This is a genomic window from Leifsonia aquatica (assembly GCF_014190775.1).
Classification (GTDB): domain Bacteria; phylum Actinomycetota; class Actinomycetes; order Actinomycetales; family Microbacteriaceae; genus Leifsonia; species Leifsonia aquatica.
In genome coordinates this window covers 283,965-307,023 of the sequence record NZ_JACHVP010000001.1, presented here as the reverse complement: position 1 = coordinate 307,023, position 23,059 = coordinate 283,965, and the positions used below count along the sequence as shown (strand labels likewise).

Annotated in this window: 21 protein-coding genes; 10 read left to right on the top strand and 11 right to left on the bottom strand. The window is 71.1% G+C overall.

Annotated elements, in window-relative coordinates; translation table 11 throughout:
* Position 1: 1 nt before the first annotated feature.
* A complete protein-coding gene (locus FHX33_RS01360; protein ID WP_021764934.1) occupies positions 2-502 on the bottom strand; it encodes an NfeD family protein in 501 nt (166 codons plus the stop codon).
* 127 nt (positions 503-629) lie between these two features.
* On the opposite strand from FHX33_RS01360, the gene metX reads away from it, so the two are divergent.
* Genes metX through FHX33_RS01340 form a run of 4 tightly spaced genes read left to right on the top strand, consistent with a single transcriptional unit; the run spans position 630 to position 4,907 of the window.
* Positions 630-1,835, top strand: a complete 1,206-nt coding sequence (metX, locus tag FHX33_RS01355; RefSeq protein WP_021764935.1) for a homoserine O-acetyltransferase MetX — start codon at positions 630-632, stop codon at positions 1,833-1,835.
* 15 nt (positions 1,836-1,850) lie between these two features.
* Complete coding sequence (locus FHX33_RS01350) at positions 1,851-3,017, top strand: sensor histidine kinase (protein ID WP_021764936.1); 1,167 nt, start codon at positions 1,851-1,853, stop codon at positions 3,015-3,017.
* Positions 3,014-4,222: a hypothetical protein gene (locus FHX33_RS01345; RefSeq protein ID WP_021764937.1), complete on the top strand. Its 1,209-nt coding sequence runs from the start codon at positions 3,014-3,016 to the stop codon at positions 4,220-4,222. Before FHX33_RS01350 ends, FHX33_RS01345 begins: the two co-directional genes overlap by 4 nt.
* A 31-nt stretch (positions 4,223-4,253) precedes the next feature.
* The gene (locus FHX33_RS01340) at positions 4,254-4,907 is read left to right on the top strand and encodes a response regulator (protein ID WP_021764938.1); all 654 of its coding nucleotides are present in this window, start codon (positions 4,254-4,256) and stop codon (positions 4,905-4,907) included.
* A gap of 15 nt (positions 4,908-4,922) precedes the next feature.
* Here FHX33_RS01340 and FHX33_RS01335 read toward each other — a convergent pair whose 3' ends face one another.
* The 4 genes from FHX33_RS01335 to FHX33_RS01320 all read right to left on the bottom strand — a co-directional run bounded on the left by FHX33_RS01335 (position 4,923) and on the right by FHX33_RS01320 (position 8,859).
* Positions 4,923-6,200, bottom strand: coding sequence for an MFS transporter (locus FHX33_RS01335; protein ID WP_039923658.1), 1,278 nt, complete (start codon positions 6,198-6,200; stop codon positions 4,923-4,925).
* A gap of 100 nt (positions 6,201-6,300) precedes the next feature.
* Positions 6,301-6,603, bottom strand: coding sequence for a thiamine-binding protein (locus FHX33_RS01330; RefSeq protein ID WP_021764940.1), 303 nt, complete (start codon positions 6,601-6,603; stop codon positions 6,301-6,303).
* Positions 6,600-7,943, bottom strand: coding sequence for a glycosyltransferase 87 family protein (locus tag FHX33_RS01325; protein ID WP_051337051.1), 1,344 nt, complete (start codon positions 7,941-7,943; stop codon positions 6,600-6,602). The genes FHX33_RS01330 and FHX33_RS01325 overlap by 4 nt, the downstream gene beginning before the upstream one ends.
* A 22-nt stretch (positions 7,944-7,965) precedes the next feature.
* The gene (locus tag FHX33_RS01320; protein WP_183428073.1) at positions 7,966-8,859 is read right to left on the bottom strand and encodes an ADP-dependent NAD(P)H-hydrate dehydratase; all 894 of its coding nucleotides are present in this window, start codon (positions 8,857-8,859) and stop codon (positions 7,966-7,968) included.
* Positions 8,860-8,928: 69 nt separating this feature from the next.
* On the opposite strand from FHX33_RS01320, the gene FHX33_RS01315 reads away from it, so the two are divergent.
* Positions 8,929-9,546, top strand: coding sequence for an HAD family hydrolase (locus FHX33_RS01315; protein WP_021759660.1), 618 nt, complete (start codon positions 8,929-8,931; stop codon positions 9,544-9,546).
* 8 nt (positions 9,547-9,554) lie between these two features.
* Positions 9,555-10,640 carry an NADH:flavin oxidoreductase/NADH oxidase gene (locus tag FHX33_RS01310; protein WP_039921417.1) on the top strand — a complete coding sequence of 362 codons (1,086 nt, stop codon included), beginning with the start codon at positions 9,555-9,557 and terminating at the stop codon, positions 10,638-10,640.
* A gap of 38 nt (positions 10,641-10,678) precedes the next feature.
* Here the strand turns inward: FHX33_RS01310 and FHX33_RS01305 are convergent, their stop codons facing one another.
* Both FHX33_RS01305 and FHX33_RS01300 read right to left on the bottom strand, forming a co-directional pair.
* Positions 10,679-11,716: a hemolysin family protein gene (locus FHX33_RS01305; protein ID WP_021759665.1), complete on the bottom strand. Its 1,038-nt coding sequence runs from the start codon at positions 11,714-11,716 to the stop codon at positions 10,679-10,681.
* The gene (locus FHX33_RS01300) at positions 11,709-13,049 is read right to left on the bottom strand and encodes a hemolysin family protein (protein ID WP_021759667.1); all 1,341 of its coding nucleotides are present in this window, start codon (positions 13,047-13,049) and stop codon (positions 11,709-11,711) included. Before FHX33_RS01300 ends, FHX33_RS01305 begins: the two co-directional genes overlap by 8 nt.
* Positions 13,050-13,255: 206 nt before the next feature.
* Here FHX33_RS01300 and FHX33_RS01295 point away from each other — a divergent pair, with 206 nt between their 5' ends.
* The gene (locus tag FHX33_RS01295) at positions 13,256-13,684 is read left to right on the top strand and encodes a hypothetical protein (RefSeq protein WP_021759670.1); all 429 of its coding nucleotides are present in this window, start codon (positions 13,256-13,258) and stop codon (positions 13,682-13,684) included.
* Here FHX33_RS01295 and FHX33_RS01290 read toward each other — a convergent pair.
* From FHX33_RS01290 to guaB1, 3 genes are all read right to left on the bottom strand, one after another.
* Positions 13,681-14,337, bottom strand: coding sequence for a DUF305 domain-containing protein (locus FHX33_RS01290; protein ID WP_021759672.1), 657 nt, complete (start codon positions 14,335-14,337; stop codon positions 13,681-13,683). The two genes, FHX33_RS01295 and FHX33_RS01290, sit on opposite strands and share 4 nt — an antisense overlap.
* Before the next feature lie 3 nt (positions 14,338-14,340).
* Entirely contained in the window at positions 14,341-15,003 is a 663-nt protein-coding gene (locus tag FHX33_RS21865) for a DUF3105 domain-containing protein (RefSeq protein WP_039921420.1), read from the bottom strand.
* A gap of 133 nt (positions 15,004-15,136) precedes the next feature.
* Positions 15,137-16,576 carry a GMP reductase gene (guaB1, locus tag FHX33_RS01280; protein WP_021759676.1) on the bottom strand — a complete coding sequence of 480 codons (1,440 nt, stop codon included), beginning with the start codon at positions 16,574-16,576 and terminating at the stop codon, positions 15,137-15,139.
* A 135-nt stretch (positions 16,577-16,711) separates the two neighbouring features.
* On the opposite strand from guaB1, the gene FHX33_RS01275 reads away from it, so the two are divergent.
* Both FHX33_RS01275 and FHX33_RS01270 read left to right on the top strand, forming a co-directional pair.
* Complete coding sequence (locus FHX33_RS01275) at positions 16,712-20,545, top strand: multifunctional oxoglutarate decarboxylase/oxoglutarate dehydrogenase thiamine pyrophosphate-binding subunit/dihydrolipoyllysine-residue succinyltransferase subunit (RefSeq protein WP_183428072.1); 3,834 nt, start codon at positions 16,712-16,714, stop codon at positions 20,543-20,545.
* A 108-nt stretch (positions 20,546-20,653) separates the two neighbouring features.
* Positions 20,654-21,430 carry a VOC family protein gene (locus FHX33_RS01270; RefSeq protein ID WP_021759680.1) on the top strand — a complete coding sequence of 259 codons (777 nt, stop codon included), beginning with the start codon at positions 20,654-20,656 and terminating at the stop codon, positions 21,428-21,430.
* Positions 21,431-21,455: 25 nt separating this feature from the next.
* Here FHX33_RS01270 and FHX33_RS01265 read toward each other — a convergent pair whose 3' ends face one another.
* Positions 21,456-22,043: a TetR/AcrR family transcriptional regulator gene (locus tag FHX33_RS01265; protein ID WP_021759682.1), complete on the bottom strand. Its 588-nt coding sequence runs from the start codon at positions 22,041-22,043 to the stop codon at positions 21,456-21,458.
* A gap of 78 nt (positions 22,044-22,121) precedes the next feature.
* Between FHX33_RS01265 and FHX33_RS01260 the strand changes: the two genes are divergently transcribed.
* Positions 22,122-23,054 carry an aldo/keto reductase gene (locus FHX33_RS01260; RefSeq protein WP_021759684.1) on the top strand — a complete coding sequence of 311 codons (933 nt, stop codon included), beginning with the start codon at positions 22,122-22,124 and terminating at the stop codon, positions 23,052-23,054.
* The last annotated feature ends 5 nt before the right edge of the window (positions 23,055-23,059 follow it).

Here is a 23,059-nt window from a genome sequence, read left to right as displayed (position 1 = left end):
CTCAGTCCTTCTCAGGGTCGGTGGATGCGGGGATGGAAGCGGATGCGAGGCGGACGACCTTCACACGTGAGCCATGCGTCTCGACCACGCGGATGACGGTCCCGGCGGGGATCTCGTCGTCGGAATAGGCGAGCCGCGACTCCAGCTCGTGCGGCCCGTCGAGGCTGACCTCGCCGCCGTTCGGGCTGACGCGCGTGCGGGCGACGCCGGTAAGGTCCGCGGGGTTCGACGGAGCGCCGTCCTCGCTGCTCTGGAAGCGCCGTACGAGCAGCTGCACCCCGACGAGCGTCACGAGTCCGGCCGCGGCGGCGATCACGTACGCGAAGCCGACGGGCCAGTCGTTGGCGAGCACGAGAAGCCCGGACGCGCCAAAGATCGTGAGACCGGCGCCCAGGCCGGTGCCGGAGAGTGCCCCGTCCAGGAGGTCCAGGAGCTCACCGAAGAGCATCGAGATCAGGAGGAGCGCCAGCCCCACCCCGCCGATGATCAAGAAGACGATCATGATCCGCCCACCCCGCAACACATGTTGAAGCTCTCATCAATTTGAAAGCCAAGTCCCAGGAAGCCTACTGCACCGGTGGCGACGTAACAGAGCGCCGACGCTCGTCCCACTCCGGGAGAATGGGGCCATGGAGTGGCAGACATCCGCCGATACGGCGCCGTCGAGTTTCATCACGGAGGCCCAGGCACGCTCGCTGCTCGGCAAGCCCCCGGCGAGCGGCGCGTGGAAGGAGACCGACCCGCCCGCCGGCCGCCGCTTCGCGGGCATCGGGCCGTTCTCGTTCGAGAGCGGCGAGTCGCTCCCCTACGTCCGAATCGCTTACGAGACCTGGGGCGAGCTCTCCCCCACCGGCGACAACGCCGTCCTCGTCCTCCACGCGCTCACCGGCGACGCCCACGCGGTCGGCTCCTCCGGTCCGGGACAGCCGACCGCCGGCTGGTGGTCCGGGATCATCGGCCCCGGCAAGGCGATCGACACCGACCGCTGGTTCGTCGTCGTGCCCAACATGCTCGGCGGCTGCCAGGGGACGACCGGTCCCGCCTCCATCGCGCCCGACGGCGCCGAATGGGGACCGCGCTTCCCGTTCACGACCATCCGCGATCAGGTGAACGCGCAGGCGGCCTTCACCGACGTGCTGGGCATCGACCGCTGGGCGGCCGTCGTCGGCGGTTCGATGGGCGGGATGCAGGCGCTCGAGTGGGCGGTGTCGTTCCCCGAGCGGGTCGAGCGCCTCGCGGTGCTCGCCGCGCCTCCCTTCTCCACGGCCGACCAGATCGCGCTCAACTCGGTGCAGATCGAGGCCGTCCGCACCGACCCCCTCCACCGCGGCGGCGTCTACTACGACGCCGGCGACGGCGACGGGCCGCACCAGGGCCTCGCGCTCGCGCGGCGGATGGCGCTGCTCAACTACCGCAGCCCGTCGGAGCTCAACGCCCGGTTCGAGCGCACGTGGCAGAGCGGGATCAGCCCGCTCGGCGGCGGCGGGCGGTTCGCCGTCGAGTCGTACCTCGACTTCCACGGCAACAAGTTCACGCGCCGCTTCGACGCCAACAGCTACATCACGCTCGTCCAGGCGATGAACTCGCACGACGTCGGCCGTGACCGCGGGGGCGTCGCCGCAGCGCTCTCCCGCGTGACCGCCCGCACCCTCGTGCTCGGGATCGACAGCGACCGCCTGTTCCCGGTCGAGGGACAGGAGGTCATCGCCTCCCACCTGCCCGACACGATCGACGGTAGAGTTCCTGTGGTGATCCGCTCGGACTTCGGCCACGACGGGTTCCTCATCGAAGACGACGCCGTCAGCGAGCACCTGCGGCGCCTGTTCGCGGCCTGAGCGGAACGGAGGAGGATGTCGCGCATCCAGAAGGAGCGTGATCGGCTCCTCGCAGCGACCGCCCGCACCGTCGGGCTCACCGCGAGCGCGACCGCCCTCGTCTGCCTGAGCATCCCGGGAACGCTCCCGCTGCCGCTCTACCTCGCTTCCCTCGTGTTGCTCGCGTGCCTCGCCTACGCCCAGTTCCAGCTGGGGACGCTGCTGCGCTCCACGCTGTGGATGTGCGTGATCGTGGTCGCGGGCTCCGCGATCGTGCTCGTCAACCTCCTGCCGATGGAGCCGCTCGGCCCGTCCGCGCTGAGCGTGGTCGGTGTCGTCGGCGCGGTGGGAATCGCCTGCCTGTCGGTGCTCTCGGTCACCTCCCGCGCCCGGCTGCTCGTGCTGATCGCGGCCGCGGTGGTCACTCTGGCCGCCACGTTCACGACGCTCATCGCGACGCACTCGCGACTCGCCGAGCCGGTGCTGCTCATCGTCGCGGGATGGGTCGCACTGACCGCGACCGGGGTGTGGCTGGCGCGCACCGTGCCGCGCACGCTGAAGCGCATCTCGACGATGAGCCGCGCCTACCGGGTGGAGCGTCAGGCGAGCGAGACGGAGGCGCGTCGCCGCCAGGGCGCGCGCCTGCTGCACGACACCGTGCTCGCGACGCTCACCCTCCTCGCCCACTCCGGTGTCGGGGTCGGGGTCGGGGCGCTCCGCGAGCAGGCGGCCGAGGACGCTGCGCTGCTGCGGCAGCTGCGCCTCGGCTTCACGCCCGACCCCACCCGCTCCGGCGACTACCGGCTCAAGCCCGTCGAGGAGTCGACCCTCGGCAACACCCTCGAATCGGTCAAGCAGCGCTTCCGCCGCATGGGCCTCGAGGTCAACTGGCACGGGTCCGGCCAGGTGCTGCTGCCGAGCGACGTGCTCGACTCGTTCCTCCTCGCGCTCGGCGAGTGCCTCGAGAACGTCCGCCGCCACTCCGGCGTGAACGAGGCCCACGTTACCATCACCGACGACGAGACCACGGTGCGCGCAATGGTCACCGATGCGGGCAAGGGCTTCGACGTCGGCAGCATCGAGGAGGGCCGGCTCGGCTACACCGAGTCGATCGTCGCCCGGCTGCGCGACGTCGGCGGGAACGCACGCCTCTTCTCCTCCCCCGGCAGCGGGACGACCGTGGTGCTGGAGGTGCCGAAATGAGACGTGCGGACGAAGCGACCATCCGGCGCCCCGCGCTCGCCCGCCCGGCCGACGAGGAGCGCGACGCCCTCGGACGCGCCCGCCTCGATCTCGGCTTCAACGTGGCGGCGCTCGCACTGATCGCGTTCCTGCTCGTGCTCTTCGTGCTCAACATCGGCGTGTACCCCGTGCTCCCCCTCGGCATCGCCGCCTGGGCCCTGATCGCCGTCACCCTCGTGGCGGCGCTCGTGCTCCGGTTCCGTCTGCCCGAGGAGCTGCCCGGCTGGCTCTTCGCCGCCGCGCTCATCATCTGGGCCGCCGCGGTCGCGCTCGACGTCGTGGGGACGTCGTCGCCCGACTGGCTGCCGCTGACCGCCGCCGCCGCGGTGGGCCCCGCCCTCCTGCTCTGCGTCCCGGTGCGGCCTCCCCGCGACATCGTGATCGTCACGGCGGTCCTGGGCGTGGTGCTCGCGGTCGTGCTCGTGCTGCGCTCGGGAGGCGACATCCGCATGCTCGGCCCGGGCGTCGTGACCATCGCGATCGCGATCGCGCCGCCCCTGATCAGCATGCAGATCATCCGGTCGCTCCGCACCCTCGTGCAGCTGGAGCTGGACCTCGTCCAGGTGCAGAGCACGGTGTCGTCACCGGGTTACGCGGTCGGCATGATGGCGTCGGAGGAGCTCGCCCGCCTCGACCTCGCCGCCGAGCGCCTGCTCGACGGCGTCGCGACCGGTCGCACCCCGCTCCCGCTCGACGAGGCGACCGCGGACGCCGCGGCGAGCATCGCGACCGAGCTGCGCCTCCACCTCATCCAGGGTCGCAAGGAGACCTGGCTGTACCACGCAGTGACCGAGTCCGCCCTGCTCGGGCCCACCGTCGCGTTGACCGATCCCGAGGGGCTGGCCGCCGGCCTGAAGCGCGACCAGCGCGACGGATTGCTGACCGCGGTCTGGCTGCTGATCAGCGATCCGGTCCGTACCGGTGCCGGCCAGCCGCGGAGCCTCTCGCTCGACATCTCCCGCCCCGTCGCCCCGCTTCCGGGCTCTCCGACAGCCGGAACCGCGATGGCCATCACGATCGCGAGTACCGGTGTGCCGCGAAACGGGGTAGACCCCGCGGCATGGCAAGCTATCCGTAAAGTGGGTCGATTCGTCGAGTCGTTCTCGGGCTCGACGCTCCGCATCGACATCACCACTGTGAGCGACACCACGGCCGACCCGACCTGACGGCCGCACCAGAACCGAAGAGAGGCTGCTCGTGAGCGAGGCTCCCCCCATCCGTATCGCCATCGTCGACGATCACAAGATGCTGCTCGGTGCGCTGACCGAGTGGATCCGCAATGCCGCGGACGACATCAACATGGTCGCGGCCGTGGCCAGCTGGCCCGATCTGCTCACGCACCCGGAGTTCCCCGTCGATGTCGTGCTGCTCGACCTCGACCTCAAGGACAACATCCCCGTGTCGCTGAAGCTCTCGACGCTGAAGACGACCGGCGTCCGCACGGTGCTGATGAGCACCTACTCGGAGCCGGCCGTCGTGCGCGAGGCCCTGGCGGCCGGTGCGCTCGGCTACCTGGTGAAGAGCGAGGACGCCGAGATGATCGTGGAGGCCATCCGCGCGGCGAGCAAGGGCGAGTCGTTCATCTCGGCCGAGCTCGACCTGGCGCTCAACGCCGGCGAGATCGGCGGGGCTCCGAAGCTGAGCGCGCAGGAGCGCCGCGTGATGGCGCTCTACGGCGCCGGCGAGCCGGTGAAGGCCGTCGCCTTCCAGCTCGGCATCTCCGACGAGACCGCCAAGAGCTACCTCAAGCGCATCCGCGAGAAGTACCGGGTCGCCGGCTACGACGTGGGCACCAAGGTCGCCCTGCGCAAGCGCGCCATCCAGGACGGCATCCTGCTGCAGAACGACTGACGCCCCGCGCGTCCGTCAGTCGATCGGCACCGTCGGGCGCTGGGCGTGCACGACCCCCGTGTCCACACCGCGGTGGATGCGCGAGCGGTCGATGCCGAACGACACCAGCGCCAGCACGATGCCCGCCACGGCGAGCACGGCGCCGACGGCGACCGGCGAGACGTAGCCGAACCCGGCCGCGATGGTGAGGCCGCCGAGGAAGGCGCCCATCGCGTTCGCGATGTTGAGCGCCGAGTGGTTGAGGGCCGCAGCGATGGACTGGCTGTCGTGCGCCACATCCATCAGCCGGGTCTGGATGGTGGGCGAGAGGGCCGAGGCCGCTCCCGCGATCACGAACACCGAGATCAGGAGTCCGGCCAGCGTCGCCGCCGTGAAGAACAGCACAGCGAGACCCGCCAGCAGCACGACGAAGAACAGCATCATGCTGCGCTCCACACTGCGGTCGGCCATGCGCCCGCCCAGGATGTTGCCGACGGTCATGCCGATGCCGATCAGGACGAGCACGAGCGGCACCGCCGACTCCGGCAGCCCGGTGACCGTGGTCGCCATCGGCGAGATGTACGTGTAGACCGCGAAGAACCCGCCGAAGCCGATGGCCCCGATGAGCAGCGCCAGCCACACCTGCAGCCGGCCGAACGCGCGGAGTTCGTTGCGAAGGGTCGCCTTGGGGTCGCCGGCCTGCCACGGAACGAGGAAGGCGACCGCGGCGAAGGTGAGCGCGAAGATCGCGGCGACGACCAGATACGCGATGCGCCAGTCGGTCGCCTGCCCCACCCAGGTGATGAACGGCACACCGATGACGTTCGCGATGGTGAGCCCCGAGAGCACGAAGGCCACACCCTGCCCGCGCTTGCCCGGGCCCATGAGCGAGGCCGCGACCAGGGATGCGATGCCGAAGTACGCGCCGTGCGGCAGAGCGGAGAGGAAGCGCGCGACCAGCACCAGCCCGAAGGTGGGCGCGAGCGCCGATGCGATCGTGCCGACGGTGAAGGCGACGAGCAGCCACAGCAGCAGCTTCTTACGCGGCAACCGTGCGGCGACTGCGGCGATCGTGGGGGCGCCGACGACCACGCCGAGCGCGTAGGCCGAGATGATCCATCCCGCCTGCGCGATCGCGTCCGTCGACGACGCCGCGTAGACCTGCGGCAGGAGGTCGTGCGCGATGTTGGGCAGCAGCCCCATCGCGACGAACTCGGTGGAGCCGATGCCGAACCCCCCGAGGGCGAGGGCCAGCAGCGCAAGACGAGTACGGGCCGACGACAACTGCGTCGGCCCGTCGATTCCGGGATTCACTCGGACAGCCTATATCGAATCGTTTCGATCGGATGCCCGGAGAGCACTCGTCACGTAACGATCACGTGAAATCCGGGCGGTCACGTGTATTCGGCGGCGCTCAGGCGTCGAGTGCGGCCTCCAGGCGCTCCAGCTTGCCGTCGAGCTCGCCGGTGTGGCCGGGGCGGATGTCGGCCTTGAGGACCAGCGAGACCCGGGTGCCGAACGCGCCGACGGCCTCGGTGGCGCGGCGGACGACGTCGAAGACCTCGTCCCAGTCGCCCTCGATCTCGGTGAACATCGAGGAGGTGCGGTTCGGGAGGCCGGACTCGCGGACGATGCGGACGGCGGCGGCGACCGCGTCGTGCACGGAGTCGGAGCCGTCGGGGCCGCCGCTCGGGGCGACGGAGAAGGCGACGATCATGGTGTTTCCTCTCGGAGCGGGGCGCCCGCCGCCGCGGCGACAGGTGCACGGAACGGCCAGACCCGGGTGGGCACGGTGTCGTAGACGGCATCGTCGGCGTGCCGATGGCGCCACAGCGCGCCGATCGCCCAGCCGAGGATGACGAAGTACATGATGTTGCGGACGGTGAGCACGGCGACCATCCCCGGGTCGGGGATCAGCAGGTAGTCGTACAGGAACGGATACAGCACCTGGGTGAGTCCCGCGGTGGCGAGGACGAGGAGCGCCGGGGTGCGGAAGCCCCTCCCCTGGTAGACGAGCCCGATGACGACCGGGGCGGCGAGCCAGGTGATGTACTGCGGAGAGCCGACCTTGTTGAACGCGATGAGGGCCGTCACGATCGCGAGGGAGAGCTCCGGCAGGATGCGCGTGTACGGGGTCCGGCGGTGCAGCGCCCGGATGCCGAGGAGCGCGACGACCACGCACGTGATGGCGAGCAGCGGGTTCATCAGCGACCCCGCCAGCTCGGTGCCCGCGCCGCTCACCTGGAAGGTGATCAGCTGGGAGTCGTAGTAGACGGCCGCGCCGGGGACGTGGAAGGCGGCCTGCCACATCCAGAACGTGCTCACGGGCGCCTCGATCTGGATGCCGCGGCCGGTCTGCATGGTGATGAAGCTGAGGAGGTGCATCCCGGCGCCGAAGATGAGCGGGACCGCCACGATGACGGCCGACGTGACGACCGCGACGACCACGATGTGCCAGCGGGTCCGGAGCGCGACGACGGCGGCGACGAGCACGGCGGCCGGCCACACCTTGATCCAGGTGGCGACGGTGAGCACCACGACGGCCGCCCGCTCGTGGACGGCGAGCCACAGCAGCCCCACGATCGCGAGCGCAGCCGCGACGGAGTCGAGCCGGCCGACGGCGATCGGTCCGAGCAGCAGCAGGAACCCGAGCCACCACCAGGCGGCGATGATGCGGCGCGGATCCCGGCCGACGATGAGCGTCGCGAACGCCGCCGCATCCAGCAGCAGCACCATGGTGAGCCAGCCGCCCACGTAGTTGTCGACGCCGAAGAGCAGCGGGAGCATCACGGGCACCAGGGCCCCGAAGGGGTACACCCAGTCGGAGTCGACCCCGACGATCTGCGTGCCCTGCGCAGCCAGCTGCGCCCACGGCTTGTAGACGAAGTACACGTCGCCGAGACCCTTGCCGCCCTCCAGGGCGAGGCCGCCGATGATCAGGTGCACGAGCAGGAAGCCGATCCAGAGCGCGAGGGGATGCGCGAGCGCCCGGCGCAGCGCCCCCGGGGCCGACGCCGGAGCGGCCGACGCCGATATCGGCGCTGCGTCCATCCCCATGCGCCTCATCCTAGGGGACGCCTCAGACCGCTCCCCTGGGAGCACGACCGCGCTCTCTGAGAAGATCGCGGACCACGTGCGGCACCGCCTCCGCGATGTCGAGAGCGACGATCGGTGCGCCGTCGGAGGCGCGCTCCCCCGCACGTCCGTGCACCCAGGCCGCCGTCGCGGCGAGCGCGGCGAGCGCCTCGTGGCCGCGCGCTGCGATCTCGTCGGCGTGCGTGGCGACCAGTGCGCCCAGGATGCCGCCGAGCACGTCTCCGCTGCCCGCGGTCGCGAGCCACGCGGGACCGGCGGTGACGGTGAAACGGCCGCCGGACGGGACGGCGATGTGCGTGGTGTGCCCCTTCAGGAGCACGGTGACGCCGAGGCTGCGGGCGGCGCGGGCGGCCCAGGCCGCCGGATCCGCCGCGATCTCGGCCGCGGTCACCGCGTCGGAGTCGTCATCCGCCTGCGCGGCCAGCATGCCGGCCAGCTCGCGGTAGTGCGGGGTCACCACGACCGGCCCGACGGCCGAGCGGACGAGGTCGAGCGCTCCCGCATCCACCACCAGCGGCGTGCCGTCGGCGAGGGCCGCCTTGAGGCGGAGCAGGTCGTCAGAGGGGCGTGCGCTCGCGTCCATCCCGGAACCGATCAGCCACCCCTGCACGCGCCCGCCGGCCGAGACGGCCTCGGGACGACGGCGCAGGACCTCTTCGGCGGGTCGCGGCGCGCCGAGATACCGGATCATCCCGACGCCGGTCCGAGCCGCCGCCTCCACCCCGAGCACGGCGGCGCCCGGGTAGCGGTCCGACCCGGTCACGACGCCGAGCACTCCGCGGGAGTACTTGTCGCTCGCCTCGCCGGGCACCGCGATCCACTCGGCGGCGTCGGCCTCTCCCCATTCACGGACCCGGTCCTTCTGCGCGTCGTTCATCGCACCTCCTCCCCCCACGATAGGTTCTCCGGCCGCGATGGGCCCGTGCGCCCGCGATAAGTTGGAGGCATGGGCATCAGCATCCCCGGCAGAGTGGTCGTCTTCGACTACGGCGAGGTCATCTCCGTCACCCCCACCGAGGCGGATCGCACCGCGCTGGTGGAGCTGGCGGGCGGCGATCGCGACGTGTTCTGGCCCGCCTATTGGCGGCACCGCCACGACCTCGATCAGGGCACGCTCGGCATCCAGCAGTACTGGCGCGGGATCGAGCGCGAGCTCGGCGAGAAGTGGGACGACGCGACCATCCACCGGCTGTGGCTGGCCGACTTCCGCAGCTGGCTCACCATCGACCCCGGCACCCTCGACGTGCTCATCGACCTGCAGGAGGGCGGCACCCGGTTGGCCCTGCTGTCGAACGCGGGTCGCGATTTCGGTTCGTACTTCCGTCACGGCACGCTCGGAGATCTGTTCGAGCAGGTGTTCGTGAGTGGCGAGCTCGGGACCATCAAGCCGGACGCCGCGATCTTCGAGCACGTGCTGGAGGCGCTCGGCGTCACGCCAGAGCAGACGGTCTTCATCGACAACAAGGAGGAGAACGTCCGCGGCGCCGAGGCTGTCGGCATCGCGGGGCACGTGTTCACGACCTCCGCGGACCTCCGGGCATATCTCGAGGGCCTGGCGGCTTAGACCTGTCGATGACTACTCTCTTCGATCCATACACCGTGCGGGGAGTGACGGCCCGCAACCGCCTCTGGACCTCCCCGATGTGCCAGTACTCCGTGCTCGACCGCTCGGGTGTCCCGCAGCCGTGGCACCTCGTGCACCTTGGCTCGATCGCCGCCGGCGGCAGCGGCATCGTCTTCACCGAGGCCACCTCGGTCAGCCCCGAGGGGCGCATCTCGCCGGAGGGCACCGGCATCTGGACGGACGAGCAGGCGGAGGCCTGGCGCCCGATCGCCGACTTCATCGCCGGCCAGGGCGCCGTGCCCGGCATCCAGCTCGCCCACGCCGGCCGCAAGGCGTCGAGCTGGGCGGCCTGGGGCTTCGAGGACCGCACCGGCGGCTCAGTGCCGCTGGACGAGGGAGGCTGGACCACCGTCGCACCCTCGGCGGAGGCGTTCGGCGACATGGCCGTCCCGGTCGCTCTCGATCTGGCCGGGATCGACACGGTGGTCGAGGACTTCCGCGCGGGCGCGCGCCGCGCGGTCGACGTCGGCTTCCGCATCCTGGAGCTGCACGCCGCCCACGGCTACCTGCTGCACCAGTTCCTCTCCCCGCTCGCCAACCACCGCGAGGACGAGTACGGCGGGTCCCTCGAGAACCGCGCCCGCCTGCTGCTGCGCATCGTGACCGCGGTGCGCGAGGAGGTCGGCGAGGACGTGCCCCTCTTCGTCCGCTTCTCCGGCAGCGACTGGGCTCCGGGAGGCTGGGACGAGCAGCAGACCGCGACCGTCGCCGGCTGGGCGCAGGAGGCCGGGGCCGACTTCTTCGACGTCTCGAGCGGCGGCATCGCGGCCGGCATCCGCATCCCGATCGGGCCCGGCTACCAGGTCCCGTTCGCCGAGCACGTGCGGTCGTCGGCCGAGGTCCCGGTCAGCGCGGTCGGCCTCATCACGACCCCGCAGCAGGCGGCGGACATCGTCGAGAGCGGCGCCGCCGACGCGGTGATGCTGGCGCGCGAGATCCTGCGCGACCCGCACTTCCCGCTCCGGGCCGCCCACGAGCTCGGCGCGACCATCGACTACTGGCCGCCGCAGTACCTGCGCGCGCAGTGGCGCTGAGGCTCCCGCACCGCTGACACCGCGACGCGGCCCGGCGCTCAGGAGCGCCGGGTCGCGTCCTGCACTTCGCCGACGAGCTCCTCGATGATGTCCTCGAGGAACAGCACGCCGGCGGTCTCGCCTTCGGCGTCCACGACGCGCGCCAGGTGGCTGCCCGAGCGACGCATCGTCGCGAGGGCGTCCTCCAGGTCGCTGTCGACGAACACCGTCACCAGCCGGCGCACGCGCTTGGCGGGGACGGGGAGCTCGAAGCCGGTCTCCTCGAGGTCGAGCACGTCCTTGAGGTGCAGGTAGCCGGTGGGCTCGCCCTCCGAGTCGGGCACGACGTAGCGGGAGAAGCCGTGCTTCGCCACGGCGCGCTCGACGTCGGCGGGGGTGGGCGACGGCGGCAGCGAGACGAGGGTGCCCGGGAGCACCATGACGTCGCGCACCTTCTTCTCCGTGAACTCGAACGCGGCGGTGAGCGCGCCGGTGCGGTCCATGAGCACGCCCTCGCGCGTCGACTGGTTCACGATGGTCGCGACCTCGTCGAGCGTGAACGTGCTGGCCGCCTCGTCCTTCGGCTCCACCCGGAACAGGCGCAGGACGCTGTTCGCCGTCGCGTTGAGCGCCACGATGATCGGGCGCACGGCGCGGCCGATCGCCACCAGGGGCGGCGCGAGCAGCAGGGCGGCCCGGTCGGGCATCGAGAAGGAGATGTTCTTCGGCACCATCTCGCCGAAGACCACGTGCAAGAAGGACACGAGCACCAGCGTCACGATGAACGCGACCGTGCCGATGACCTCCTCCGACCATCCCGTCGCGTGGAGGGGGACCTCCAGCAGGTGGTGGATGGCCGGCTCGGAGACGTTCAGGATGAGCAGCGAACAGACGGTGATGCCGAGCTGCGTGGTCGCCAGCATCAGCGTGGCGTGCTCCATCGCGTAGAGCGCGGTCTTGGCACTGCGCTTGCCGCGCTCGGCGAGCGGCTCGATCTGCGAGCGGCGCGCGGAGATGACGGCGAACTCGGCGCCGACGAAGAAGGCGTTGACCAGCAGCAGGACGACCAGCCAGACGATCCCGATCCAGTCACTCATGGCGCACCCCCTCCGCCGTCGGGTCCGTCACCGGGTCGGGCGTGTACCGGATGCGGTCGACGCGCCGCCCCTCCAGGCGCTCGACGCGCAGCGTGCCGCCCTCGATCGGGACCTCGTCGCCCACCTTCGGCAGGCGGCCGAGCTCGTTCATGACGAAGCCGGCGACGGTCTCGTACGGGCCCTCCTCTGGCACGGTGACCCCGGCGCGCTCCTCGAGCTCGTCGGGGCGCAGGATGCCGGGGAAGGTGATGGAGTCGCGGCCGCGCACGACTCCGGCGCGGGTGCGGTCGTGCTCGTCGGCGACCTCGCCGACGATCTCCTCGACGAGGTCCTCGAGGGTCGCGATGCCGGAGGTCCCGCCGTACTCGTCGACGACGACGGCCATCTGGTAGCCGCGGCCGCGCAGCTCGCCGAGCAGCGTCTCCAGGTTCATCGTCTCGGGCACGCGCAGCGCGTCGGTCTGCAGCGCCGAGACGGGCACCTTGGCGCGGCGCTCGCGCGGCACGGCGACCGCCTGCTTGACGTGGACGAACCCGACGACGTCGTCCACGTCCTCGTCGACGACGGGGAAGCGGGAGAAGCCGGAGCTCCGGGCGAGGCCGATCACGGCCTGCGCCGGATCGGTGCGGCGGACGGTCTCGATGCGGGGGCGCGGGGTCATCACATCGGAGGCGTTGCGGGTGGAGAAGGCGAGGGTGCGGCTCAGCAGCGTGGCCGTATCGGCCTCCAGCACTCCCGCACTCGCGGAGCGCCGGACGAGCGACGAGAGCTCCTCGGCGGTGCGGGCGCCCGAGAGCTCCTCCTTCGGCTCGATGCCGAGCAGGCGCAGGAACCCGTTGGCGGTGCCGTTCAGCAGCGCGATGAACGGCCGGAACACCGTGGTGAACACGGTCTGGAACGGGATGACGAGCTTCGCCGTCGCGATCGGCAGGGCGAGCGCGAAGTTCTTCGGGACCAGTTCGCCGAGGATCATCGACAGGAGGGTCGCGACCAGGATGGCCACGATCGTCGCGATCGGCGTCACCGCCGCATCCGGCAGGCCGATCGCGAGCAGCGGACCGCGCAGGAGCGAGCTGATCGCGGGCTCCATCGTGTAACCGGTGAGCAGCGTGGTGAGCGTGATGCCGAGCTGCGCGCTGGAGAGATGGGTCGAGGTGATCTTCAGCGCCGCGATGGTCATCGACAGGCGGGACTCGCCACGGGCGCGCCGGGCCTCGAGGTCGCCGCGGTCGAGGTTCACGAGCGCGAACTCGCTCGCGACGAAGAGGCCGGTGCCGATCGTCAACAGCAATCCGACGCCGAGGAGGAGCCACTCAGAGAGCACGGTGGTCACCCCGCTCGCGCCGGCACGGCGGACTCGGGAGCTGGAATGGGCTACAAGAAGGAGGGTCGTCCATTTCCCGGCCAGTATAGCGGCGCGGTCTGCGAGGCATCGCAGCGGATCCGGGGTGGATTCCCAGCGTCTCCATCGAACGGCCATAGTCGCCGCGCAGGGCCGCCTCCGACAGTGACCTCAGCACCCACCCGAGAGGATCCGTCATGAGCACCGCCGACCCGAACGCCGCCGTCCCGAACCCGGGATGGCCGCAGCAGCCCGTCCCTCCGCAGCAGTCCGTCCCGCCGCAGCAGCCCGCTCCGCACTACGCGCCCCCGCAGCCGGCGCCGAACCAGACGTGGCAGCAGCCGGTCGCCGCGAAGCCCGCCGCGAACGGCAGCATCCTGCGCCGCTGGCCGGTCTGGGCCCAGAACACCGCCATCATCGTCGGCGCCGTGGCCGTGCTCGCGATCGTGTTCTTCGCCGGCTTCTTCACCGGGCACGCGACCGACGGTCCGCAACGTGGAGGCTTCGGCACGAACCAGAACTTCGATCCGCGCCAGTTCGGCGGCGGCACCGGCGGCACCGGCGGCGGCTCGACCCAGCAGGGCGGCGGCGCCACCGGCGGCACGACCCAGGGCGACGGCTCCTAGGCCCTGGCCGCGAGCATCGTCTCCATCAGCGCGATCTCGGCGTTCTGGCTCGAGACCACCCCGGAGGCGAACGTGCGCACGGTGCGGTCCTCGCTGCGCGCGAGGACCGCATCCGCCATCTCGACCGCGCCGCGGTGGTGGGCGATCATCAGCGTGAGGAACACACGTTCGGCCTCCACCCCCGACACGGCGCGCAGCTGCGCGATCTGTGCGGGCGTCGCCAGCCCCGGCATCGGCTCCCCCGGTGCATGGGCGCCACCATCGTGGTCGTGGGCCCCCGCTGTGCCTCCGACGGTGGCCGGGCGCGTCATCCACGTCATCGAGGGCTCAGCGGCCGCCTGCGGCAGCCCCCAACCGGTCAGCCAGCCGTACAGCTGACCGGCCTGCTGGCTCTGCGTCGTGGCGATGTCGTAGGCGAGGAGGCGCGTCTCCGCGTCGTCGGTGCGGTCGCGCACGATCATCGCGAGCTCGACGCCCTGCTGATGGTGCTCCTGCATGTCGCGGGCGAAGCCGGCCTCGGCGCTCGTCGTCCCCGGCGTCTGCGGGGCGCCCACGCTCAGCCGGCCCGCCGAGAAGGCGAGCACCCCGGTGACCGCGACGATCACCAGGCCGGCGAGCACGAGCGGCCACGCCCGTCCCGGCGCGCGACCCATCGGCTAGGAGACCTTGCCGGGGGCGTCGAACGCGCCCGTGCAGGAGGCGCCCGGCTCGGGCACCGACGAGCTCTGCCAGTACGCCTCGAAGAACTTCGCGATGCGGGGGTCGTCGGCCTTCTGCACCTGCAGCTGCACGTTCCAGCCGCTCAGCACGATCGGGGCCGGGAGGTCGTCGTACGGCGACAGGACCGCGTACGTGCGCGGGATCTTCGTCTTCAGCAGGTCGAGCTGGCTCGCGGGGAGATCCGGCGAGTACGTGACCCAGATCGCTCCGTGCTCCAGCGAGTGGACGGCGTTCTCGTTCGGCACCGGCTGGTCGTACACGCCGCAATTGAGCCACATGGGGTTGTGCTCGCCGCCGGCGGGCGGCGTCTGCTTGTAGTCCACGGCGCCCGTCACATGCCCGGCCGTGTTGTCGAACGTCTGCACGCCCTCGATGGAGACGTTCTTCCCGCCGGCCTCGTACGTCGCGGCCTTCGGAGCGGTCACGATGATCGTCGCCACCAGCGCCACCACCGCGACCACGCCGGCGATGGCCGACCCGATCCCGATCCAGCGGTTGCGCGTGCGGCGCGCCTGCTCCTTCTTGAACTGCTCGAGCTTCGCCGCTCGGGCCTCGGCCTGACGCTGCTTGCGATTCGGGGCGGACGGGGATGGGGTCACGACGGGCCTCATTTCGACGTGGAGCGTGCGCTCCGACGGGGTGGGGTCGTCGGGGACAACCCGTTCGCGAGAGTCTCGCATTTCCGCCGGGCCGGCGCTCACAGATCCTTCTCAGCCCTGAAGGGCCTCCGCGCTACCAGCTGACCGGCAGCGCCTTGCCCTCCTCGTAGCCCGCGGCCGACTGGATGCCGACGAGCGCGCGCTCGTGGAACTCGGCGACGCTGCGCGCCCCGGCGTAGGTGAAGGAGCTGCGGACGCCGGTGGTGATCATGTCGAGCAGGTCCTCGACCGACGGGCGCAGCGGGTCGAGGTAGATGCGCGAACTGGAGATGCCCTCGGCGAAGAGCGTCTTGCGCGCGAGGTCGTAGGCGTCGAGGCGCTCGAACCGGCCGTTGACCGCCTTCGTGCTCGCCATGCCCCAGCTCTCCTTGTAGAGAGCGCCGCGCTCGTCGCGGTCGAGCGTGCCCGGCGCCTCGATCGTTCCGGCGAACCAGGAGCCGATCATCACGGAGGCGCCGCCGGCCGCGAGAGCGAGGGCGACGTCGCGCGGGTAGCGCACCCCGCCGTCGGCCCACACGTGGGCGCCGAGCTCGCGGGCCGTCTCGCTGGTCTCGAGCACCGCCGAGAACTGCGGACGGCCGACCGCGGTCATCATGCGGGTGGTGCACATCGCGCCGGGGCCGACGCCGACCTTCAGGATGTCCGCGCCGGCGGCGACGAGGTCGCGCACGGCCTGCTCGGTGACGACGTTGCCGGCGACGATCGGCAGACCGAGACCGAGTTCCTTCACGGTGCGCAGCGCGCGGCGCATGCCGTCCTGGTCGCCGTGGGCCGTGTCGATCACGAGCACGTCGACGCCCGCCGCGGCGAGCGCCTTGGCCTTGCCCGCCACGTCGCCGTTGATGCCGATGGCGGCGGCGACGCGCAGACGGCCGGAGGCGTCGACCGCCGGGGTGTAGATGGTGGAGCGCAGCGCGCTCTTCTTGCTCAGCGTGCCGACGAGGCGGCCGTGGTCGAGCACCGGCGCGAACTCCAGCCCGGCCGCGTCCATCACCTCGAACGCGGCGCGGCCGTCGGTGAGGTCCTCCGCGTCGAGGGAGGTCAGCGTGCCGTGGAGCAGGTCGCCGATGCGGGCATCGGGCAGGGCGGAGCCGAGCTGCACCGCGGCGAGGCAGCCGAGGAACGCGCCCGACTGGTCGTGCACGACGATCCCGTGGCCGTCGACGGCCGGGATGCGGCGGAGCACGTCGGCGACGGTCTCCTCCGGGGTGGCGGGGTACGGGGTGTCGAAGGCGACGGGCTGGGCCTTCACCCAGCGGATCGCCTCGTCGAGGTCCTGGAGGTGCATGTCCTGCGGGAGCACGCCCAGGCCGCCGCGCCGGGCGAGGGTCGCGGCGAGGCGCTTGCCCGTCACCGAGTTCATGTTCGCGGACACGATGGGGATCGTCGCCCCCGTGCCGTCCCCCGGAGCGAGGGAGACGTCCAGCCGACTCGTCACGTCCGAGCGGGACGGGACGAGGAAGACGTCCGAGTAGGTGAGGTCGTGGCGCGGCGTCGTTCCATAGAACTGCATGGGAATAACGGTATCGCCCCCGACTGGGCGCCTGCACGGATGCGCCGATGGGATTAGGCTTGATGTTCGGATGGAAGCGGGCGGCCACAAGCCGCCCGATCGGACGAAATCAATGGAGAGAGTGGGCGAGCGGCTGTGTCGAGCCAATTGACCGGAGTGGGAACCGACGACGGATCGTCGGGCGAGTTCGGGGCCAACGAATGGCTCGTGGACGAGCTGTACGAGCAGTTCGTCAAGGACAGGAACTCGGTCGACAAGTCCTGGTGGCCGACCCTCGAGAGCTACCGCCCCACGGTCAAGGACGGCGACGCGGACGCCTCCCTCCCCTCGCCCGACGAGACCCCCGCATCCACCCCGGCCGAGCCGGTCGTCCCGACGCCCAGCGAGCCGACGGCCCCGTCGCCGGCCGAGCCGACGGTCCCCGCCCCCACGGAGCCGCCGAGCACCCCGTCGGACGCCCACCCCGTCACCACCCCGATCCCCGTGATCGGCAGCCAGCCCGTCGCGCGCACCACCTCGGTGGCGCCGAAGCCCGCGCCGGTCCCGGCCGACGCCCCCGTCACCTCCCCCAACACCGTCGTCGGCGACGGCGAGGAGGCGGAGGACAAGGTCACCCCGCTGCGCGGCATGGCCAAGTCGCTCGCGACCAACATGGACGCCTCGCTCACGGTCCCCACCGCGACCAGCGTGCGCACCATCCCGGCGAAGCTGATGATCGACAACCGCATCGTCATCAACAACCACCTCAAGCGCGCCCGCGGCGGCAAGGTCTCCTTCACCCACCTCATCGGTTGGGCGCTGATCAAGGCGCTCAAGGAGTTCCCGAGCCAGAACGTCTTCTACGACGAGGTCGACGGCAAGCCGTCGGTCGTCGCTCCGGCCCACATCAACCTCGGCATCGCGATCGACATCCCGAAGCCGGACGGCACCCGTGCCCTCCTCGTCCCGAGCATCAAGCGCGCCGACACGATGCGCTTCGGCGACTATCTCGCCGCCTACGAGGAGCTCGTGCAGAAGGCGCGCGCCAACAAGCTGACCGCCGGCGACTTCGCGGGCACCACGATCTCGCTCACCAACCCGGGCGGCATCGGCACCGTGCACTCGGTCCCCCGTCTGATGAAGGGGCAGGGCGCGATCATCGGCGCCGGCGCACTCGAGTACCCGGCGGAGTTCCAGGGCTCGAGCGAGAAGACCCTCGCCGGCCTCGCGATCGGCAAGACGATCACGCTGACCAGCACCTACGACCACCGCGTCATCCAGGGCGCCGGCTCGGGCGAGTTCCTCAAGATCGTGCACGAGCTGCTGATCGGCAAGCGCACCTTCTACGAGGACATCTTCGCCGAGCTGCGCATCCCGTACGCCCCCATCCGCTGGAACCCGGACATCAGCGTCGACCTGGCCAGCGCCGTCGACAAGACCGCCCGCGTCCAGGAGCTCATCAACTCGTTCCGCGTGCGCGGCCACCTGATGGCCGACATCGACCCGCTCGAGTACAAGCAGCGCTCGCACCCCGACCTCGAGATCGAGACCCACGGCCTCACCTTCTGGGACCTCGACCGCGAGTTCGTGACCGGCCAGTTCGGCGACAAGCGCACCATGAAGCTGCGCGACATCCTCGGCGTGCTGCGCGACTCGTACTGCCGCACGGTCGGCATCGAGTACATGCACATCCAGGACCCGGCCCAGCGCAAGTGGTTCCAGGACAAGCTGGAGCGCGCGTACGAGAAGCCGACCCACGACGAGCAGCTGCGCATCCTCGGCAAGCTCAACGAGGCGGAGGCGTTCGAGACCTTCCTGCAGACCAAGTACGTCGGCCAGAAGCGGTTCAGCCTCGAGGGCGGCGAGTCCACCATCGCCCTGCTCGACACCATCCTCCAGGGCGCGGCCGAGGCCGAGCTCGACGAGGCCGCGATCGGCATGGCCCACCGCGGCCGCCTCAACGTCCTCACCAACATCGCGGGAAAGACCTACGGTCAGATCTTCCGCGAGTTCGAGGGCACGCAGGACCCGCGCACGGTCCAGGGCTCGGGCGACGTCAAGTACCACCTCGGCACCGAGGGCACCTTCAAGGGCGCCGGCGGCGAGGAGATCCCCGTCTACCTCGCGGCCAACCCGTCCCACCTGGAGGCCGTCGACGGCGTGCTCGAGGGCATCGTCCGCGCCAAGCAGGACCGTCGCCCCGCCGGCACGTTCCTCACCCTCCCGATCCTCATCCACGGCGACGCCGCGATGGCCGGCCAGGGCATCGTCGTCGAGCAGATGCAGATGTCGCAGCTGCGGGCCTACCGCACCGGCGGCACGATCCACGTCAACATCAACAACCAGGTCGGCTTTACGACGCCTCCCGGCGAGGGCCGCACCTCGGTCTACTCGACCGACGTCGCGAAGACCATCCAGGCGCCGATCTTCCACGTGAACGGCGACGACCCGGAGGCCGTCGTGCGCGTCGCGCAGGTCGCGTTCGAGTACCGCCAGGAGTTCAAGCGCGACGTCGTCATCGACCTCATCTGCTACCGCCGCCGCGGTCACAACGAGGGCGACGACCCCTCGATGACGCAGCCGCTCATGTACAACCTCATCGAGGCGAAGCGCTCCGTGCGCCGCCTGTACACCGAGGCCCTCGTCGGCCGCGGCGACATCACCGAGGAGGAGTACGAGCAGGCGCACCGCGACTTCCAGGAGCGCCTGGAGCGCGCCTTCATGGAGACGCACGCGGCGCAGACCAACTCGACCCCGATCGTAACCGCTGACGGCGTCGCGGCCGGGCTCGAGCAGCCCGCCGCGCAGCAGGCCGACGACAACGTGGGAGAACCGGAGACCACGGCCGTCTCGGAGCAGGTCATCCAGCTCATCGGCGACGCGTTCAACAACCCGCCCGCGGGCTTCACCGTGCACCCCAAGCTCCAGCAGCTGCTCAACAAGCGCAGCGACATGAGCCGCAACGGCGGCGTGGACTGGGGCTTCGGCGAGCTGCTCGCTCTGGGCTCGGTCCTCATCGAGGGCACCCCGGTGCGTCTCGCCGGTCAGGACGCCCGCCGTGGCACGTTCGTGCAGCGTCACGCCGTGCTCCACGACCGGGTCAACGGCCAGGAGTGGCTGCCGCTCGCCAACCTCAGCGACAACCAGGCACGCCTCTGGATCTACGACTCGCTCCTGAGCGAATACGCGGCGATGGGCTTCGAGTACGGCTACTCGGTCGAGCGTCCCGACGCGCTCGTGCTCTGGGAGGCCCAGTTCGGCGACTTCGCCAACGGCGCCCAGATCGTCATCGACGAGTTCATCTCCTCGGCCGAGCAGAAGTGGGGCCAGCGCTCGTCGCTCGTCCTGCTCCTCCCCCACGGCTACGAGGGCCAGGGACCGGACCACTCCAGCGCCCGCATCGAGCGCTACCTGCAGATGTGCGCCGAGAACAACATGACCGTGGCGCGCCCGTCGACGCCCGCGTCGTACTTCCACCTGCTGCGCCGTCAGGCGTACGCCCGCCCGCGCCGCCCGCTCGTCGTCTTCACGCCGAAGGCGATGCTGCGACTGCGCGGCGCGACCAGCGACGTGGCCGACTTCACGTCGGGCAAGTTCGAGCCGGTCATCGACGATGCCCGCATCACGGACAAGACCGCCGTCAAGCGCGTCCTGCTCCTGGCGGGCAAGCTCTACTACGACCTGCTCAACGAGCTGGACAAGAACCCGAACCCCGAGATCGCGCTCGTCCGCGTGGAGCAGTACTACCCGCTCCCCGGCGCCGAGCTCAAGGCGGTCGTCGACTCCTACCCCAACGCCGAGCTGGTGTGGGTGCAGGACGAGCCCGAGAACCAGGGCGCCTGGCCGTACATGATCCTGGAGACCTCCAAGCTGGGCCCGCGCCCGCTCGGCGTCGTCTCCCGTCCGCCGTCGGCCTCCCCGGCCGCCGGTTCGGCGAAGCGTCACGCACAGGAGCAGTCGGTCCTGATCCAGCGGGCGCTCACGCTCTAGCCGCGCCGTACGCGTTGCGTCGAAGGGCTGCCGGACCTCGGTCCGGCAGCCCTTCTCGCTGTCTCTCGGCCCTTACGCGAGCCACCGGACCCGGCGTACGTTGAGGGCATGACCGTCCTGACGAATCACCGCCTCGGCGAGCCCTGCTGGGTCGATCTCGCCTCGTCCGATGCCCCGCGAGCCCGCGACTTCTACACGGCCCTGTTCGGCTGGACCGCCGACGAGGCGGGCGCCGAGTACGGCGGTTACACCACGTTCCGCAAGGACGGCCGCACCGTGGCCGGGCTCGGCCCCGCGATGCCGGGAGCGCAGGCGGACGCGTGGCTCACCCACCTGCTCGTGGAGGACGCGGACGAGGCGGAGAAGGCCGCCGGCGACAACGGCGCGCAGTCGCTCGCGCCGGCGATGGACGTCGGCGATCAGGGGCGCCTCGCCATCGTCGCCGACCCCGGGGGTGCCGTCGTCGGGCTGTGGGAGCCGCGGGAACACCGCGGCTTCGAACTGGTCGCCGAGGTCGGCGGGATCGCGTGGCACGAGCTCTACGCGCGCGCCTACCCGGCGCAGATCGACTTCTACACGAAGGTGTTCGGCTGGCAGACGCAGGTCCTCGGTGACACCGCGGACTTCCGGTACGCCACGTTCGGCGACCCGGACGCGCCGAGCGGCGGCATCTACGACGCCGACGGCATGCTCCCTCCCGGCGTCCCGTCGCACTGGGTGGTGTACTTCGGGGTCGCGGACGCCGAGGCCGCATCGCAGCGCGTCGTCGAGCTCGGCGGAACGATCGTGCGCGACCCGTGGGACAGCGAGTTCGGGAGGTTCGCGCAGGCGACGGATCCCCTCGGCAGCCTCTTCTTCCTGCACCAGGTGGGCACCGGCAGCTGAGGCGAGCCGCGCTCTCCCGCGATCGTCAGGGACGCGTGCGGAGGCCGTCGACGAGAAGGTCGAGCAGACGCGCGATCTGCGCCTCGTCGGCGACGTCGCGCGTCGCCAGGAAGAGCCCGACGAGGGCGGTCGTGACGTCGTCGGTCGCGAGGTCGCCGCGCAGGACGCCGGTCTCCGCCCCGGCGTGGAGGAAGGCCCCGATGGCGCCGTTCACGCGCTCGCGGGTGTGCGCCGTGTTCGCCGCGTCGGCGAGCGCCCCGGCACGCAGCGACTCCGCCATCCCGCGCTTCGTCATCACGAAGGCGGCGTACCGGTCCAGCCAGGTCCGAAGAGCCACATCGGCCGGCCGTGCGTCATGCAGGTCGTCCGCCACCGCGATGACTGCGTCGAGCTCACTGGCGTAGACAGCCGCGACGAGGTCCTCACGGGTCGGGAAGTTTCGGTAAAGCGTGCCGATCCCTACGCCGGCATCCCGGGCGATGGCCTCGAGGGACACCTGCTCGCCACCCGCCGCGAACGCGGCGCGTGCGGCGTCGACGAGGAGCGCGCGGTTGCGCGCGGCATCGGCGCGGGGTGCGCGCGAACGGGTCGTCGCGGTCTCTGGGGATGACAAAACGGAGGCCCCTCCGTATAGTGGACGAGTAAGCGGAGGTCCCTCCGCTCTTTGACGAGTATAGAGAAGAGCCACTCCATGAGCGACACCTCCCTCCGCCCCGGCGGCACCTACGACTTCGCCGGGCACCCGGTCGCGCGCATCGGCTACGGCGCGATGGCACTGGAGCGGTTCGCCACCGATGCGGCATCTGGCGAGCGTCTGCTCCGCCGCGCCGTCGAGCTCGGCATCGATCACATCGACACGGCCGACTTCTACGGCGACAGCGTGGCCAACGACCTCATCCGGCGCGCCATCCGGCCCGAGGACGACGTGCTCGTCGTCACCAAGGTGGGCGCCCTCAAGAACCCCGGCGGCCCCATCCCGCTGCGGCCGGGCCAGAAGCCGGAGGAGCTGCGGCACGCGGTGGAGGACAACCTCCGCTCACTCGGGCGCGACCGCCTCGACGTGGTCAACCTCCGCCGTCTCGACGTCGGCCCCGGCATCGAGGCGGAGGGCGACCAGCTCGTCGACCTCGACGATCAGCTTGCGGAGCTCGTCGCACTGCGGGATTCCGGCGTCATCGGCGCCATCGGTCTGAGCGCTGTCGACATCGACACGCTGCGCCGCGCGCTGCCGGCGGGCATCGTGTGCGTGCAGAACGCGTACGGCGTCGTCGCGCGCCGCTTCGAGCCCCTGCTCGAACTCTGCGTCGCCGAGGGCATCGCCTGGGCGCCGTTCTTCCCGCTCGGCTCCGGCTTCCCCGGCATCCCGAAGGCGACGGAGCAGCCCGAGGTCATCGCCGCGGCCGAGCGGATCGGGGCGACGCCGGCGCAGGTCGGGCTGGCGTGGCTCCTCGGTCACGCGCCGAACGCGCTCGTGATCCCCGGGACATCGAGCGTCGAGCACCTGGCCGAGAACGTCGCCGTCGGCCGCATCACGCTGGACGCGTCGACGACGGCCGAGCTGGACGGGATGTGGGACGCGCGATTCGCCGCAGCGGGCGAGCCCGCCCCGCAGTGGACCGACTGACCGAC

What these genes read in the sequence shown, in the direction of transcription:
- FHX33_RS01360 (WP_021764934.1), bottom strand. Translation starts at nt 502, where the DNA reads ATGATCGTCTTCTTGATCATCGGCGGGGTGGGGCTGGCGCTCCTCCTG.
- metX (WP_021764935.1), top strand. Translation starts at nt 630, where the DNA reads ATGGAGTGGCAGACATCCGCCGATACGGCGCCGTCGAGTTTCATCACG.
- FHX33_RS01350 (WP_021764936.1), top strand. Translation starts at nt 1,851, where the DNA reads ATGTCGCGCATCCAGAAGGAGCGTGATCGGCTCCTCGCAGCGACCGCC.
- FHX33_RS01345 (WP_021764937.1), top strand. Translation starts at nt 3,014, where the DNA reads ATGAGACGTGCGGACGAAGCGACCATCCGGCGCCCCGCGCTCGCCCGC.
- FHX33_RS01330 (WP_021764940.1), bottom strand. Translation starts at nt 6,603, where the DNA reads ATGATCGTCGCCTTCTCCGTCGCCCCGAGCGGCGGCCCCGACGGCTCC.
- FHX33_RS01325 (WP_051337051.1), bottom strand. Translation starts at nt 7,943, where the DNA reads ATGGGGATGGACGCAGCGCCGATATCGGCGTCGGCCGCTCCGGCGTCG.
- FHX33_RS01320 (WP_183428073.1), bottom strand. Translation starts at nt 8,859, where the DNA reads ATGAACGACGCGCAGAAGGACCGGGTCCGTGAATGGGGAGAGGCCGAC.
- FHX33_RS01315 (WP_021759660.1), top strand. Translation starts at nt 8,929, where the DNA reads ATGGGCATCAGCATCCCCGGCAGAGTGGTCGTCTTCGACTACGGCGAG.
- FHX33_RS01310 (WP_039921417.1), top strand. Translation starts at nt 9,555, where the DNA reads ATGACTACTCTCTTCGATCCATACACCGTGCGGGGAGTGACGGCCCGC.
- FHX33_RS01305 (WP_021759665.1), bottom strand. Translation starts at nt 11,716, where the DNA reads ATGAGTGACTGGATCGGGATCGTCTGGCTGGTCGTCCTGCTGCTGGTC.
- FHX33_RS01295 (WP_021759670.1), top strand. Translation starts at nt 13,256, where the DNA reads ATGAGCACCGCCGACCCGAACGCCGCCGTCCCGAACCCGGGATGGCCG.
- FHX33_RS01290 (WP_021759672.1), bottom strand. Translation starts at nt 14,337, where the DNA reads ATGGGTCGCGCGCCGGGACGGGCGTGGCCGCTCGTGCTCGCCGGCCTG.
- guaB1 (WP_021759676.1), bottom strand. Translation starts at nt 16,576, where the DNA reads ATGCAGTTCTATGGAACGACGCCGCGCCACGACCTCACCTACTCGGAC.
- FHX33_RS01270 (WP_021759680.1), top strand. Translation starts at nt 20,654, where the DNA reads ATGACCGTCCTGACGAATCACCGCCTCGGCGAGCCCTGCTGGGTCGAT.
- FHX33_RS01260 (WP_021759684.1), top strand. Translation starts at nt 22,122, where the DNA reads ATGAGCGACACCTCCCTCCGCCCCGGCGGCACCTACGACTTCGCCGGG.